General features: G+C 60.6%; 11 protein-coding genes. 5 read left to right on the plus strand and 6 right to left on the minus strand.

What is annotated here, in order from left to right:
- Nucleotides 1-830: 830 nt before the first annotated feature.
- The gene (locus tag ASG55_RS01070; protein WP_041479475.1) at nt 831-1,205 is read right to left on the minus strand and encodes a DUF6124 family protein; all 375 of its coding nucleotides are present in this window, start codon (nt 1,203-1,205) and stop codon (nt 831-833) included.
- Between the two features lie 413 nt (nt 1,206-1,618).
- A complete protein-coding gene (locus tag ASG55_RS01075) occupies nt 1,619-2,587 on the minus strand; it encodes a LysR family transcriptional regulator (protein WP_024011667.1) in 969 nt (322 codons plus the stop codon).
- Between the two features lie 272 nt (nt 2,588-2,859).
- Between ASG55_RS01075 and ASG55_RS01080 the strand changes: the two genes are divergently transcribed.
- The 4 genes from ASG55_RS01080 (at nt 2,860) to ASG55_RS01095 (ending at nt 7,758) form a co-directional block, all read left to right on the plus strand.
- Entirely contained in the window at nt 2,860-4,359 is a 1,500-nt protein-coding gene (locus ASG55_RS01080; protein ID WP_056783030.1) for an efflux transporter outer membrane subunit, read from the plus strand.
- Nucleotides 4,360-4,498: 139 nt separating this feature from the next.
- A complete protein-coding gene (locus ASG55_RS01085; protein ID WP_056783032.1) occupies nt 4,499-6,691 on the plus strand; it encodes an FUSC family protein in 2,193 nt (730 codons plus the stop codon).
- Nucleotides 6,681-6,881 carry a DUF1656 domain-containing protein gene (locus ASG55_RS01090; protein ID WP_016771611.1) on the plus strand — a complete coding sequence of 67 codons (201 nt, stop codon included), beginning with the start codon at nt 6,681-6,683 and terminating at the stop codon, nt 6,879-6,881. Before ASG55_RS01085 ends, ASG55_RS01090 begins: the two co-directional genes overlap by 11 nt.
- 10 nt (nt 6,882-6,891) lie before the next feature.
- Nucleotides 6,892-7,758 carry an efflux RND transporter periplasmic adaptor subunit gene (locus ASG55_RS01095; protein WP_056783035.1) on the plus strand — a complete coding sequence of 289 codons (867 nt, stop codon included), beginning with the start codon at nt 6,892-6,894 and terminating at the stop codon, nt 7,756-7,758.
- 45 nt (nt 7,759-7,803) lie between these two features.
- Here ASG55_RS01095 and ASG55_RS01100 read toward each other — a convergent pair whose 3' ends face one another.
- The 3 genes from ASG55_RS01100 to ASG55_RS01110 all read right to left on the minus strand — a co-directional run bounded on the left by ASG55_RS01100 (nt 7,804) and on the right by ASG55_RS01110 (nt 10,585).
- The gene (locus ASG55_RS01100; RefSeq protein ID WP_056783036.1) at nt 7,804-9,099 is read right to left on the minus strand and encodes a hypothetical protein; all 1,296 of its coding nucleotides are present in this window, start codon (nt 9,097-9,099) and stop codon (nt 7,804-7,806) included.
- Nucleotides 9,100-9,260: 161 nt separating this feature from the next.
- Entirely contained in the window at nt 9,261-10,085 is an 825-nt protein-coding gene (locus ASG55_RS01105) for an SDR family oxidoreductase (RefSeq protein ID WP_056783038.1), read from the minus strand.
- Nucleotides 10,086-10,120: 35 nt separating this feature from the next.
- Nucleotides 10,121-10,585, minus strand: a complete 465-nt coding sequence (locus ASG55_RS01110) for a hypothetical protein (protein WP_056783040.1) — start codon at nt 10,583-10,585, stop codon at nt 10,121-10,123.
- Nucleotides 10,586-10,755: 170 nt separating this feature from the next.
- Between ASG55_RS01110 and ASG55_RS01115 the strand changes: the two genes are divergently transcribed.
- A complete protein-coding gene (locus ASG55_RS01115) occupies nt 10,756-13,500 on the plus strand; it encodes an RHS repeat domain-containing protein (RefSeq protein WP_056783042.1) in 2,745 nt (914 codons plus the stop codon).
- A gap of 79 nt (nt 13,501-13,579) precedes the next feature.
- Here ASG55_RS01115 and ASG55_RS01120 read toward each other — a convergent pair whose 3' ends face one another.
- Nucleotides 13,580-15,031 carry a mannose-1-phosphate guanylyltransferase/mannose-6-phosphate isomerase gene (locus ASG55_RS01120; protein ID WP_024011673.1) on the minus strand — a complete coding sequence of 484 codons (1,452 nt, stop codon included), beginning with the start codon at nt 15,029-15,031 and terminating at the stop codon, nt 13,580-13,582.
- Nucleotides 15,032-15,186 lie beyond the last annotated feature (155 nt).

The following is a 15,186-nucleotide window of genomic DNA, read 5'->3' on the forward strand; positions in this document are numbered from 1 at the left end:
GTACACGATCCAGAATTGTGGGAGCGAGCCTGCTCGCGAANCTGACAGCCGACTCATATCTCGCTGATGTACACGATCCAGAATTGTGGGAGCGAGCCTGCTCGCGAAGGCGTCTCCACTGCCAACCCATCTCTGCCAGGTTCACCCCGTCCCTGTGGGAGCTGGCTTGCCAGCGAAGGCGGCCTGACAGCCGACCTGTTTCTCGCTGATGTACTCGATTCAAACTGTGGGAGCGAGCCTGCTCGCGAAAGCGTCTCCACAGCCAACCTCTCTCTGCCAGATTCACCCTGTCCCTGTGGGAGCTGGCTTGCCAGCGAAGGCGGCCTGACAGCCGACTCATATCTCGCTGATGTACACGATCCAGAATTGTGGGAGCGAGCCTGCTCGCGAAGGCTTGCCAGCGAAGGCGGCCTGACAGCCGACTCATATCTCGCTGATGTACACGATCCAGAATTGTGGGAGCGAGCCTGCTCGCGAAGGCGTCTCCACTGCCAACCCATCTCTGCCAGATTCACCCTGTCCCTGTGGGAGCTGGCTTGCCAGCGAAGGCGGCCTGACAGCCGACTCATATCTTGCTGACGTATACGATCCAGAATTGTGGGAGCGAGCCTGCTCGCGAAGGCGTCTCCACTGTCAACCCATCTCTGCCAGATTCACCCCGTCCCTGTGGGAGCTGGCTTGCCAGCGAAGGCGGCCTGACAGCCGACTCATATCTCGCTGATGTACACGATTCAAACTGAGGGAGCGAGCCTGCTCGCGAAAGCGGTTTATCTGACACCTCGAATGTTGAATGTGCCGAAGCCCTCGCGGTCGGGCTCGCTCCCGGGAGGTCAGCTGCGTGACGGGAGCTGATGGATTTCGTAGTTATCCAGCACGCGGTTCACCGCCAGTTCCGCCAGCATGATCACCTGCTGGATGGCCAATATCGTGTGCCGTTGTGGGCTGTCGACGTGGGCGGCGATGTCGCTGCTCATGATGCTGGCCGAGGCGAGGGATTCGCAGGCGTGGGCCAGCAGGCTTTCGTTGTCCTGGTCCGGGGCGACCTGGAACATGGTGCTGGGTTTGTGGTTTTGCTGCGCGCTGGCGGACGGTTTGAGGGAGTGATCCAGCGCACGCTCGGCGGCGTCGTGGAGTTTCGTTGAGTCGGGGGATTGGTAGGGTGAGGTGCTTGCGGATTCGGGGGGATTGGGTGTGGGTTTGAACATGGCGAAGATCCTTTTGGATTTATGGAGCTGCCATTTTTCGTTTTCCAGGCGAAAGGGGTGGCAGCTGTACGCGGACTGGAAAAACCGGCAAAGGATCAAACCCGGCAGACCCGAAGGTCTCCCACGTACAGCCGCCATAACTGAATACCGGCGCTGAAAGAGCGCGGCATTATGTCATGCGCTGTGATCCTGCGGGTTTTCCAGACCCGGTCGCTGATTCGTCAGCAACCGCCAAATCCTAGCCAGCGCACTTCCGACGGACAACCTGCAAAACCTGTCGGAAACTTCCCCGTAAACACCGCGATGTAGGAGCTGTCGTAGGCTGCGATTTTTTGATTTTTAAACAGCAAGATCCAAAGATCGCAGCCTCGTTGCACTCGTCAGCTCCTGCACGAAGTCAGCGGTGTTTAAAGTCAGGTGGCGACGCGCGCGCCAGCCAGACTCCCGCTCAACTCATACGCGACCAATTCCGCCTGATGCGCCGCCAATATCTCCGGCAACGACCCACGCAAGTACTCCACCCAGGTTTTGATCTTGGCATCCAGGTACTGCCGCGACGGGTAGATCGCGTAGAGGTTGAGTTCCTGCGAGCGGTAGTTCGGCATCACGCGCACCAGAGTGCCGTTGCGCAGGCCTTCGATGGCGGCGTAGACCGGCAGCACGCCGACGCCCATGCCGCTGGTGATGGCGGTTTTCATGGCGTCGGCGGAGTTCACCAGGAATGGTGAGCTGTTGATGGTGACCGTTTCCTGGCCGTCCGGGCCGTCGAAGGCCCATTTCTCCAGGGGGATCACCGGGCTGACCAGGCGCAGGCAGGCGTGGTTGAGCAGGTCGCTGGGTTTCTGTGCGGCGCCGTTGGCTTTCACGTACGCCGGCGAGGCGCAGACGATGCTGTAGGTGATGCCCAGGCGCTGCGAAACGAAGCCCGAGTCTGGCAGTTCGCTGGCCAGCACGATGGACACGTCGTAGCCCTCGTCGAGCAGGTCCGGCACGCGGTTGGCCAGGGTCAGGTCGAAGGTCACGTCGGGGTGGGTCTTGCGGTAGCGGGCGATGGCGTCGATGACGAAGTGCTGACCGATGCCGGTCATGGTGTGCACTTTCAGCTGGCCGGCCGGGCGCGCGTGGGCGTCGCTGGCTTCCGCTTCGGCTTCTTCGACGTAGGCGAGGATCTGTTCGCAGCGCAGCAGGTAGCGCTTGCCGGCTTCGGTCAGGGCGATGCGCCGGGTTGTGCGATTGAGCAGACGGGTTTGCAGATGGGCTTCGAGGTTGGAGACCGCGCGCGAGACGTTGGCGGTGGTGGTGTCCAGTTGCACGGCGGCGGCGGTGAAGCTGCCCGCTTCGGCAACACAACTGAAGGCGCGCATGTTTTGCAAAGTGTCCATGGGGTGCTCTCAAGGGAGATGGCAAATTGTGACACGAAGTTTCAGGGGCTGAGACCCCCGACCAAGGGATTATCTCGTTAACCGTAACAAAGATTCACAGAAATCCCAGCTTATCGCCGCAGAGGCAGCTCCATAGAATTGCGCCGATCCCTGCAGGAGCTGCCGAAGGCTGCGATCTTTTGATGTTGTCTTTAAAAAGATCAAAAGATCGCAGCCTTCGGCAGCTCCTACACAAGTCCCTCGATTGATCCCTTTCTCAGGAATTCGCAGCTGTGCCGCGTCGCATCAACAGAGCGCTTTTGCCGCTCAGTGTTCTGGCTTTAACCCTGGCTCTCGGCGGCTGCATCTCTACCCAAGGCATTGCCCCTCACGGCGAGGCTCTCGCGGCCGATTCACTGGCCACCGACGCGGCCATTGCCGAGGCCGCCAAAGACGCCCACTGGCCCAGCGCCCAATGGTGGCAGGCGTTTGGTGATGCGCAACTTAATCGCTGGATCGACCTCGCCGTGCAAGGCAGCCCGAGCATGGCCATGGCCGCTGCGCGGGTGCGTCAGGCCAAGGCCATGGCCGGTGTTGCCGAAGCGGCCGAGGCGTTGCAGATCAATGGCGAGTCGACCCTCAAGCGACACAACTGGCCGACCGATCAGTTCTACGGCCCCGGCGAACTGGCCAATACCACCACATGGGACAACAACGCCGCGCTCGGCTTCAGCTACGCCCTCGACCTCTGGGGCCGCGAGCGCAATGCCAGTGAACGCGCGGTGGATCTGGCCCATGTGAGCGTGGCCGAGGCGCGACTGGCGCAGCTGGAACTGCAGAGCAATCTGGTCCGCGCCTACATCGAGTTGTCGCTGCATTACGCCCAGCGCGACATCGTCGCGGCGATGCTCCAGCAGCAACAGCAGATTCTCGATCTGGCGCAGAAACGCCTCAGCGGCGGTATCGGCACGCATTTCGAAGTCAGCCAGGCCGAAGCGCCGCTGCCCGAAACCCATCGCCAACTCGATGCGCTGGACGAGGAAATCGCCCTGAGCCGCAACCAGATTGCAGCGCTGGCCGGTAAAGGCCCGGGCGCTGCTGCGCAACTGCAGCGGCCGACGCTGTCCCTCGCGGCGCCGTTGAAATTGCCCTCGGCATTGCCTGCCGAACTGCTCGGGCAGCGTCCGGACGTGGTCGCCAGTCGTTGGCAAGTGGCGGCGCAGGCGCGTGGCATTGATGTTGCCCACGGCGGTTTCTACCCCAACGTCGATCTGGTCGGCAGCCTCGGCTACATGGCCACGGGCGGCGGCGCGCTGGAGTTTCTGACCGGCAAGAAACTCAACTACAACGTCGGCCCGGCGATCTCGTTGCCGATCTTCGACGGCGGCCGACTGCGTGGTGAACTGGGCGAAGCGGCGGCCGGTTATGACATCGCCGTGGCGCACTACAACCAGACTCTGATCAACGCGCTGAAGAACATTTCCGATCAGTTGATCCGCCGCGAGTCGATGGACAAGCAGCAGGACTTCGCCGCCGAGTCCGTGGCCGCAGCACAGAAAACCTACGACATCGCGATGATCGCTTATCAACGCGGCCTCACCGATTACCTCAATGTGCTGAATGCGCAGACCTTACTGTTCAAGCAGCAGCAGGTTCAGCAGCAAGTGCAGGCCGCGCGGTTGAGTGCGCATGCAGAGCTGGTGACTGCCTTGGGGGGCGGCCTCGGTGCGGGTAATGACGTGCCGACAGCCGAGCAGACCCAGGCTCCGAAAACCCCGGCGCTCCTGCGTTGAACACAGCATCCATTGTGGGAGCGAGCCTGCTCGCGAAGGGGGCGTATCAGTCAATGAACATGTTGCCTGAGACTGCGCTTTCGCGAGCAGGCTCGCTCCCACAGGTTTCGAGTCCGCATTGCATGCCTGAGTATTTTCAATGACCTCCTTGCCCGCCCCCCTGCGCTGGCTCCATTCCCTGGAATGGCGTCGCGGTTTTTTCGACTGGGCACGCAGCGATGGCGTGACCTGGGTGTATATCTTCAAGGTGTTGCTCGCCGCGTTTCTCACGCTATGGCTGGCGATGCGTCTGGAACTACCGCAACCGCGTACGGCGATGATCACGGTGTTTATCGTCATGCAGCCGCAGAGCGGCCAGGTGTTCGCCAAGAGTTTCTATCGCTTGCTCGGCACGCTGGCCGGATCGGCGATGATGGTCACGCTGATCGCTTTGTTCGCGCAAAACACGGAGCTGTTTCTCGGCTCGCTGGCGATCTGGGTCGGCATCTGCTCAGCCGGTGCCGCACGTTGCCGCAACTTTCGCGCGTATGGTTTTGTTCTCGCCGGTTACACCGCAGCGATGGTCGGTCTGCCGGCGCTGGCGCACCCGGACGGCGCCTTTATGGCGGCAGTGTGGCGGGTCTTGGAGATCTCGCTGGGGATTCTCTGTTCGACGCTGATCAGCGCGGCGATTCTGCCGCAGACCGCCAGCGCGGCGATGCGCAATGCCTTGTATCAGCGCTTCGGTGTGTTCGCGCTGTTCGTCACCGACGGCCTGCGCGGGCGCAGCAAAGCCGAGGCGTTCGAAGCCAGCAACGTGCGCTTCATTGCTGAAGCCGTCGGCCTGGAAGGGCTGCGCAGCGTGACCGTGTTCGAAGACCCGCACATGCGCCGGCGCAACGGTCGTCTGAGTCGTTTGAACAGCGAGTTCATGGGCATCACCACGCGCTTCAACGCCTTGCATCAATTGCTTGAACGCCTGCGCGGCAATGGCGAAGAACATGTTGTTGCGGCGATCAAACCGGGCTTGCAGGACCTCGCCGAAGTGCTCGACGGCTTCAGCGGTCGCGCGCTGACCAGCCCGGATGCGGCACGTTTGGCGACCGCGTTGGCCACCTACAAGGAAGGTCTGCCGGCTCGTGTCCGAGCGTTGCGCGGAATCTTTCAGGACACTGCTCCGAGCGAGGCCGAACAACTGGATTTTCACACCGCCTATGAATTGCTCTACCGCTTCGTCGATGACCTGCACAGCTATGCGCAGACCCACGCGTCGCTGGGCGAGCATCGTCACGAACGCGAACGCTGGGACGAGCCGTTCACCCCGCAAACCAACTGGTGGGCGGCGGCCGCTTCGGGGATCCGCGCCTCGTTCATTCTGCTTGTGCTGGGCAGTTACTGGGTCGCCACCGCGTGGCCGAGCGGGGCGACCATGACCCTGATCGCCGCCGCCACCGTCGGTCTTTCCGCCGCCACACCGAACCCGAAACGCATGGCTTTTCAAATGGCCTGCGGGACTTTTCTCGGCGCGCTGATCGGCTTCGTCGAGATGTTTTTCATCTTCCCGTGGATCGACGGTTTCCCCTTGCTCTGCGTGATGCTCGCGCCGGTGATCGTGCTCGGTTCGTTCCTCGCCTCGCGGCCGCAATACGCCGGTGTCGGACTGGGCCTGCTGATTTTTTTCAGCACCGGTTCAGTGCCGGACAATCTCACGATCTACAACCCCTACACCTTCATCAACGACTACATCGCCATGGTCATGGGCATGCTCGTGTGTGCGGCGGCGGGGGCGATTATTCTGCCGCCGAACAGTCGCTGGCTGTGGCAGCGCCTGGAGCAGGACTTGCGCGGGCAAGTGGTCTACGCGATCAGCGGCAAACTCAAGGGCCTGGCCTCGAGTTTCGAGAGCCGCACACGCGATCTGCTGCATCAGGCCTATGGCCTCGCGGCAGGGCAACCGAAGGTGCAGAAGAGTCTGCTGCGCTGGATGTTCGTGGTGCTGGAAGTCGGCCACGCGATCATCGAGTTGCGCAAGGAGCAGGCGATCCTGCCGGTGCACCCGGCGTATGCCGAATCGCAGCCGTGGCGTCAGGCAATCCGCGTGATGGGGCGTGCGTTGGTGCGGCTGTTCTTGCAGCCGAACGCAAGCAATCTCGAACGCGCACTGGTCGCGGTCGATCACGCCATCAGCCGCGTCGCCGCCACCGATGAGCCGTTCGCGCCGCACTTCGATACCTCGGCGTTGCGCCGGGTGAAGAGCTACCTGCACTTCATCCGCACCTCGTTGCTCGACCCGCAATCACCCCTGGCCGAATTCGCTCCCGCCAGGCCCGAAGGACTTGCCCATGCCTCGTGAAATCGCCTTCCACGGCGTGTACATGCCGACCATGACCCTGATGTTTTTCATTGCTGCGGGATTGGCCTGGGCAGTTGACCGCTTCCTCTCGGGGTTCGACCTGTACCGCTTTTTCTGGCACCCGGCGCTGCTGCGCCTGAGCCTGTTTACCTGTCTGTTCGGTGCCATGGCGCTGACTGTCTACCGTTGAGAACATCTTGATGAAAAAGTTTTTCAGCCTGCTCGCGACTCTGCTGGTGCTGGCCCTGGCGCTGTGGATTGGCCGCACGTTGTGGGAGCACTACATGAACACGCCGTGGACCCGCGATGGCCGCGTTCGCGCCGACATCATCAACGTTGCCGCCGACGTCACCGGCGAAGTGGTCGAAGTGCCGGTGCGTGACAACCAACTGGTGAAAAAGGGCGATCTGCTGATGCGCATCGACCCCGAGCACTACCGCATTGCGGTCAAGCAGGCGCAGTCACTGGTCGCTTCGCGCAAGTCGACCTGGGAAATGCGCAAGGTCAACGCCCATCGCCGCGCCGACCTCGACAATCTGGTGATCTCTAAAGAGAACCGCGACGACGCCAGCAACATCGCCGACGCCGCACTGGCTGATTACCAACACGCCCAGGCGCAACTGGAAGCCGCCGAACTCAACCTCAAACGCACCGAAGTGCGTGCGGCGGTGGACGGTTACGTGACCAACCTCAATGTGCATCGCGGCGATTACGCACGTATCGGCGAAGCGAAGATGGCCGTGGTCGACATGAACTCGTTCTGGGTTTACGGCTTTTTCGAAGAAACCAAACTGCCGCACGTCAAAGTCGGTGACCAAGCCGACATGCAATTGATGAGCGGCGAAGTGCTCAAGGGTCATGTCGAAAGCATTTCGCGCGGGATCTACGACCGCGACAACCCGGAAAGCCGCGAACTGATTGCCGACGTGAACCCGACGTTCAACTGGGTGCGGCTGGCGCAGCGCGTGCCGGTGCGGATTCATATTGATGAGGTGCCAGAGGGCGTGTTGCTGGCGGCGGGGATTACTTGCACGGTAGTGGTGAAGCAGGACCTGACAGACAAGTGATCGACGGCGTCGCCCCTGAACCGGGCGACGCGGTGATGCTTCCAGCTACTGGGAAATGTTGTAGCGATACAGACAACCCAGAGGGTTTTCTGGATTGATGTTGAGGGCAACAATCAATTTGCCTGGGGTCTGCTGATAATGAAGCCTGGAGAGCGAGTCGGTGGTCTCCTCGCGATGGATGACGCCACCCGCGTCTGAAAAATCGGAGTTGTAGCCACCGCTCCGGGTTTTCACACAGGCAATATAATTGCCCTTCTCGTCTCCACCAGAAACTACGATGTTATCAGCGAAAGGAACATGGTCCGCCCAGTTGACTCGCCTGTCGCTGCCGAGAGCTGGTGGGAGTGGCATGGCATTCGGACTGCCGAAAACGTCAAAATCGGGCTTACCTTTTTCATCGAAGGCGAACAACATGCCGTATCGCTCACTGACACCGCTGCCCATGTTGGTGTAGCCAGATGCCGTAAATCTATCAGGGGCTCGCTGTCTCACAGTATTGAGTTCGGCACCCATGAAGTTGTACCGGACTACCACAACCCCGGGTCTTTCCGAGAGGCCGAAACTCTCATGGAGCGCGCCACTGTCTGAATTCAACATCACGAGGAGACCGTCCGTGTTCACGTCGGGCTCGTATTTTTCGTAGCCTGCAAATAACAAGAGTCCATTGTCGAGCACGCAACCGTCGCTGAGTGAAGTCGATGCATGCGGCATCCCGTGATTAATTTCAACTCGGCCATCTGTGCCGAATGCCTTCACGGGTGCGCCTTGCGCATCGAATTTGTAAAGGTGCGCCCTGAGCACGTCAGGCGTGTGGTAATCAACGCCGACAATAACGCTGCCATCGGGTAGCGCGAAGACGAATGCCGGGCCTTTTTTCGTAAGCCGTTGTGTGTTTGGGGGATCGATGATGACTTGGCCATTCTCGCCAAAGCTGCTCACTCGATTGCCTTTGCTGTCAAGGCAGAGAATCGCAGCGCTAACCTCGTTCGATTGCTCATTGGCTGTGCTGCCTGCCATGAACAGCCGCCCATCGGCACCTTCTGCAATCGGCCCGCCAGAGGCCTGCTCATTGGCCAGGAACGAACCCGTGACACGCCCTGCGACCCCAAACGCCAGGTCTACGGCACCCAAGTGGTTCAGCTTGGAAATGAAGAAGACGCCTTTGTCGAAGGTACTGGTGACCAGCAACGATTTATCGCGCAGCAGCGTTGACCCCGTGAGGGGCCGGGACTTCGTCGGGTCGTCCTGGAATATATCGTCAAGTTGAAGTTTGCCTTGGCCGCGTCCCCATGTAGCGTCGATTGTCGCCCTGATGTTCGCGGCCTTCTCTGCGATTGCCATATACGTCCCTGCGCGGTTGTCGGGAGGTCGGTTTACTCGCCGGGCGCTAACGCTGTCTTAACACTATTCACCTGGCTTGAACTCACGATAGGCCTTCGCTTAGAGGGCGCCTACTGTCAACTCTGACAGGTCTGGCTACCGCTGGTCGCAACGACTGGGGATCAGAGCTTGGCGCGCAACCCGAACCGCTTCATCAACGTCGATTCGAGTAACCCTTGCGGCAACAACGCCGCCAACAACGGCAACGCCCGGCTGCCGTTGCCGATGCGAACCAGCCGTGGCGGCTTGCTCTGCCGCACCGCTTTCAACAGCTCAGCCGCAAACTCACTGGCCGGTGTTGGCTTGTCCTGCGATGCCTTGGCCCGTGCCCGAATGCCTTCACGCAGGGGAAACCACGGCGATTGCTCGTTGATCAACTGCTCGGCTTCATGTCCGGCATTCTTCGCAAAACTCGATTCAATCGCACCGGGCTGGACTTCCATCACACGGATGCCAAACGGTGCCAGCTCCATGCGCAATGCATCGCTAAGCGCATGCACCGCCGCTTTCGACGCGCAGTAGGCGCCGGCAAACGGTGTGACCAGCACACCCGACACACTGCCGATATTCACTACCAGCCCCTTGGCCGGACGTAGCAGCGGAAACAACGCGCGGGTGACGCCGACAATCGAAAATACGTTGGTTTCGAACTGGCGCTGCATCGCTTGTACGCCGCCGTCGAGCAGTGGCCCCATCGCGCCGTAACCGGCGTTGTTGATCAGTACATCAAGACTGCCGTGTTGCTGGCTCAGACGCTCGGCGAGTTGTTCCAGCGCGGCGCCATCGTTGACGTCCAGCTCGACAGCGGTGAAACCGGCAGCGCTCAGCGCGCTGACATCTTCAGCCTTGCGCGCACTGGCCCAGACTTCGTAGCCGGCGGCTTTGAACGCGTCGGCAAGGGCGCGGCCGATGCCGCTGGAACAACCGGTAATCAACGCAACGGGCATGGCGCATTCCTTGTGCAAACAGTCGGGGGAGGGGATCAGTCGGAGAAACTACCTTGCAAATGCTCGGCGCGAAACTCCAGGGTTTGCGGGCGATAGCCGGGGCGCAGCGGCGGCAGTGGCAAGCAGTCTTCCCAGGTTGCACCGGCCTGCAACTCGCCGGGGCCACGATAGCGTGGGGCAGTGTATTGATTGTCGGCCAGGTTGACCGTATCGCCCGGCGCATAAGCGGCGATGCGCCAGCGCAGCTCGGTCAGCGGCACATTGTTGCCATTGTTCATTTTCAATTGCAGCGGACGGTCGGCCGGGCATTGCTCGGGAGCGTAGGCAATGCGCAGTTCCAGGCGCGCCAGTTGCTTGATCTCGCGGTTGTCCAGCCACACCACCCACATGGCCACGAAACCCAGGCCAATCGCAGCGGCTACCGAAACCGGCAAGGCCTTGGCCGGGTAGCGCAGCAGCAGGATCAACCAGGTAATGACCAGCAGGATGCCGATGAACATGCGTGAGCGCTCCGTGGGTGAGTGAGCCCCATCCTACCGAAGGCTTGGCGCAATGGGTATTCGGGACGAGTTTGTGCGCACCGTTGGTCGGGACTGTAATTTCTGACAGTAGGAATGCGGTTCCGCGCTTGCTCTCATGAGCCAAGGGCACACTGGGACGTTGACGCACTATGGGCATCCACAGCAATACGCCAACGCTTGCCGTGAACGATCCGCGCGGTTTGGCCATCCTCAACGTCAACTACTGGCGCGCCGATGCGGCGCTGGCAAGCGAGCCCCGGATCGAGCGGACGTTGCGCGACAACGCCGGCCGTGCAGTCAAACAATGGGATGCGCGATTGTGGGCGTTGCAGGCGAATGATCCACAAGCGCCCGCCAGCCTCACCACTGTCCATGCCTTGAACGATATCGCGCTGCGCTCGGACAGTACCGATGCGGGAGTCCAGGTCCAGTTGCCGGGTTTGGCCGGCCAGACGCTGTGCAACTGGGACAGCCGTGGCACATGCCGCGAAATTGCATACGATGACTTGTTGCGACCTGTCGCGGTGTTCGAGGAAGGCACCGGCGTACCTCGCCGTTGTTCCGAGCGCCTTGCCTATGGCCGCCCCGGCGCGGGCGATCCGCTGCGCAATCAGCTCGGTCAAGTGATTCGTCATGACGATCCCGGTGGCAGTGTTCTGTTCTCGCAGTTTGCGATCACCGGGCAGTGCAGTGAAAACATCCGTCACTTCACGCTTGAGCCGGTTGCCGCGGATTGGCCAGAGGCTATCGCCGATCGACAGAAGTTGCTCGAACCCCAAGGGGCAACCACACAGTGGCGCTACGCCCCGCTGGGACCTGTGCTCGAACAGTTCGATGCCGGTGGCAATCGGCAGGCCTTCGCACTGACTCTCCACGGCCAGTTACGCGCAGTTGAAATACGGCTCAAACTTCAGACTCAGAACCATTCGGTCGTCAGTGATATTCGCTACAACGCTTACGGACAAGTCACTCATGAACTGGCAGGCAACGGCGTGCTGACTACGCTGAGCTACCGTCCCGAAGACGGCCGCCTGCTCACGCGCCATGCTCGGGACAATCTGGGCAATGTGCTGCAGCAACTGATCTACGCCTACGACCCGATCGGCAATGTAACGAGTATCGAAGACCAGGCATTGCCCGTGCGCTGGTTCGCCAACCAGCGTATCGAGCCGGTCAGTCGTTACCGCTATGACAGTCTTTATCAGTTGTCCCATGCCACTGGCTGGGAGGCCGGCGTTGGCGGTGGCGGGCCGACCGCTGTCGCCAACTACAGCCAGCGTTATCATTACGACGCCGGCGGCAATTTGCGCGAGCTGACTCACGTCGGCCAACAGAGTCCAGGTCATCAACTGCAGGCCGCACGCTTTAGCAATCGGTGTTTGCCGTGGCACGACGGTAAGCCGCCCTCTGAAGCAGAGATCGCGGAAGCTTTCGATTCGCGGGGTAATTTGCTGTTGCTGGATCAGGGACGCCGGTTGCAGTGGAATCTGCGTTGCCAGCTGGACTCGGTCGTGGTCGTCTCACGCCGAACAGATGCCGATGATCGTGAAAGCTATCTCTATGACGGCGCCGGTCAGCGGGTATGCAAGACGCGTTCGTCACGGGCCTCTGCACGCAGTCTTCTTGCACAGGTGCGTTATCTGCCAGCGCTGGAATTACGCACCGATACCGGCACCGGTGAGAGCCTGCAGGTGATCATCGTGCGGACCGGACTCAATATCGTACGCGTCCTGCATTGGCAAAGCGCACCGCCGACCGGCCTCAATAATCTCTACCGATACAGTTTCAATGATCATCTGGGCTCAATCAGTCTTGAGCTGGACGCGGATGCGCAACTGATCAGCCGCGAGCATTTTTATCCATTCGGTGCAACGGCGTGGGCCGAAGAACCCGACGTCAGCTACAAGACCGCGCGGTATTCGGCAAAGGAACGTGACGCCACGGGACTTTACTATTACGGGTTTCGCTATTACGTCCCGTGGCTGCAACGCTGGCTGAACAGCGATCCTGGTGGAGCGATCGACGGCCATAATCGCTACCGCGCGCTGCGCAACAACCCAATGACTTACAGGGACAGCGACGGGCGCAAGCCCGACAAGCCCGACAAGCGTGCTGGCGACCGGGTGTATCACGATCTTGCCGACAAGAAACTGGTCAATCCCGTGCAAGCCGCCGGCATGCAGCCCGTGCGCCGTTACTTCGAGAATGATCCAAATCCCGACGTCCAGGCCTACCGCCGCGAAATACCGGTAGCGCTGGCAGAGCTGGGAGCCCGGGACAACTCCGTGCTCAACACACATCAGGCACATGTCATTGCCGCCGTCCGGACGCACACCGCGCCACCTTCGGGGGCCGTGCTGTACCACTCCGGTGAATTCGTTTCTTCGACAATGAATCGGGTGTTGGGGGAGGAGACCACCAGCCGGATCATGGGACCCATGTCCGTTGCGTTCAACAGCCCTGTCGAAGAACCGCAAGTGCTTGCAGCCAGGCGCGGTGCCGTGGCCAAAGGCTTCCAGATCGGCGGAAATCTGCTGATGCACGCCGCTAACCCCGCAGCTCAGTTGGTGGGCTCACTGAGTGTGGCAATGGGCAATGCCATGCAGGTTTCCGAGGCTCAGACGCGGATTCAGTACAAACTGCTCAGCACACCCGTTGCCGTGCCTCTTGCCATCTCCTCGAACAGTCCGGCGGTCGACTTGCAGTCCTTCAATCGATCGACCCGGCGGCAGCCGTTGTTCGCAGAACCGGAATCAACGCCCACACCGTTGGCGCAGCAACTGTTTGCAGCCGCGTTTGCACAAGGTCCAGCGGGGCTGGCGCAGGCGACGGAAGGCGAGTCGGTCGATGAAGATTCACCACTGGCGAGACGCCGCAATTCAGTCTTCGGCTAGACAAAAAAAGCCCCCGCCCAGCCCGCTGCGGATAGGGAACGCAACGGGCTGGACGAGGGCTTCTTGTTTCAGCAGGCGATTACTGCGCGATGGTTTTCACCGACACGCCGCGTTCGATCGGGGTGGAGCGGCCGTAGATATCTTCGAAACGCTCGATATCGTCTTCACCCAGGTACGAACCCGACTGCACTTCGATGATTTCCAGCGGAATCTTGCCCGGGTTGCGCAGGCGGTGCACCGAGGCGATCGGGATGTAGGTCGACTGGTTTTCGGTGAGCAGGAACACGTTCTCGTCGCAGGTCACTTCGGCGGTGCCGCTGACCACGATCCAGTGTTCGGCGCGGTGGTGGTGCATCTGCAGCGACAGGCACGCGCCCGGCTTGACCGAGATGTGCTTGACCTGGAAACGCCCGCCCATGTCCACCGAGTCGTACGAGCCCCACGGACGATAAACCTCGCAGTGGTTCTGGGTTTCGCTGCGGCCCTGGGCGTTGAGGGTGTTGACCATCTGCTTGACGCCCTGGACCTTGTCCTTGTGGGCAATCATCATCGCGTCCTTGGTTTCGACCACGACGATGTTTTCCAGACCGATCACCGAGACCAGTTTGCCGTTGCCGTGGATCATGCAGTTCTTGCTGTCCTGGATGACCACATCGCCTTTGCTGACGTTGCCGTTGGCGTCTTTCTCGTTGACTTCCCACAGCGACGACCAGCAGCCGACATCACTCCAGCCGGCGGTCAGCGGCACCACGCAGGCGCGCTGGGTTTTTTCCATCACCGAGTAGTCGATGGAGTTGTCCGGGCAGCAGGCGAAGGTGGCTTCGTCGAAGGTGATGGTGTCGGCGTCCTGCTGGCTGCGCTCAAGGGTCAGCAGGCAGGTGTCGTAGATGTCCGGATCGTGCTTTTTCAGTTCTTCGAGGAAGCGGCTGGCGCGGAACAGGAACATGCCGCTGTTCCAATAGTAACCGCCGGATTCGACGTACTCGGTGGCGCGCTTCACATCCGGTTTTTCGACGAAGTGCGAGACGCGGCTGACGCCTTCGGGCAGCAGCGAATCAGCAGTGGATTTGATGTAGCCGTAGCCGGTTTCCGGTTTGGTTGCCGGTACGCCGAACAGGACCATCTCGCCGTTCTCGGCAGCGACAGTCGCCAGGGCCAGCGCACGTTGCAGGGCTTTCTGGTCTTCCAGCACGTGGTCGGCCGGCAGCACCAGCATCAGTTCGTCACGACCTTCATTGACCAGCATCATCGCGGTCAATGCTACGGCCGGCGAAGTGTTGCGGCCGAACGGTTCCATCAGGATGCGCTGGCATTCCAGATTGCGCGCGGCCAGTTGCTCGTTGACGATGAAACGGTGCTCTTTGTTGCAGACCACGATTGGCGTGTCCATGCCTTCGAACACCAGACGCTCGAGGGTTTGCTGGAACAGTGTGTGTTCGCCGGTCAGGGCGAGGAATTGCTTGGGGAATTGCTTGCGCGAAAGAGGCCACAGACGCGAACCGCTACCACCTGACAAGATCACCGGAATCATAGTGTTTACTCCATAAAATCAATTTGGTTAGAGCAACGAACGTTGTGTCGTTTCACTCTTGTTTTTGTCTCGTGTCCGAAGACGCCGCATCCCTTGTAGGAGCTGCCGAAGGCTGCGATCTGTTGATCTTGATCTTCAAAATCATAAGATCGCAG

The sequence above is a fragment of the Pseudomonas sp. Leaf434 genome (genome assembly GCF_001425545.1).
In the GTDB taxonomy this organism is placed as follows: domain Bacteria; phylum Pseudomonadota; class Gammaproteobacteria; order Pseudomonadales; family Pseudomonadaceae; genus Aquipseudomonas; species Aquipseudomonas siliginis.

Bases quoted from the DNA above. Each gene is read 5' to 3' on its own strand.
- ASG55_RS01070 (WP_041479475.1), bottom strand. From the start codon at position 1,205: ATGTTCAAACCCACACCCAATCCCCCCGAATCCGCAAGCACCTCACCC.
- ASG55_RS01075 (WP_024011667.1), bottom strand. From the start codon at position 2,587: ATGGACACTTTGCAAAACATGCGCGCCTTCAGTTGTGTTGCCGAAGCG.
- ASG55_RS01085 (WP_056783032.1), top strand. From the start codon at position 4,499: ATGACCTCCTTGCCCGCCCCCCTGCGCTGGCTCCATTCCCTGGAATGG.
- ASG55_RS01090 (WP_016771611.1), top strand. From the start codon at position 6,681: ATGCCTCGTGAAATCGCCTTCCACGGCGTGTACATGCCGACCATGACC.
- ASG55_RS01095 (WP_056783035.1), top strand. From the start codon at position 6,892: ATGAAAAAGTTTTTCAGCCTGCTCGCGACTCTGCTGGTGCTGGCCCTG.
- ASG55_RS01100 (WP_056783036.1), bottom strand. From the start codon at position 9,099: ATGGCAATCGCAGAGAAGGCCGCGAACATCAGGGCGACAATCGACGCT.
- ASG55_RS01105 (WP_056783038.1), bottom strand. From the start codon at position 10,085: ATGCCCGTTGCGTTGATTACCGGTTGTTCCAGCGGCATCGGCCGCGCC.
- ASG55_RS01110 (WP_056783040.1), bottom strand. From the start codon at position 10,585: ATGTTCATCGGCATCCTGCTGGTCATTACCTGGTTGATCCTGCTGCTG.
- ASG55_RS01115 (WP_056783042.1), top strand. From the start codon at position 10,756: ATGGGCATCCACAGCAATACGCCAACGCTTGCCGTGAACGATCCGCGC.
- ASG55_RS01120 (WP_024011673.1), bottom strand. From the start codon at position 15,031: ATGATTCCGGTGATCTTGTCAGGTGGTAGCGGTTCGCGTCTGTGGCCT.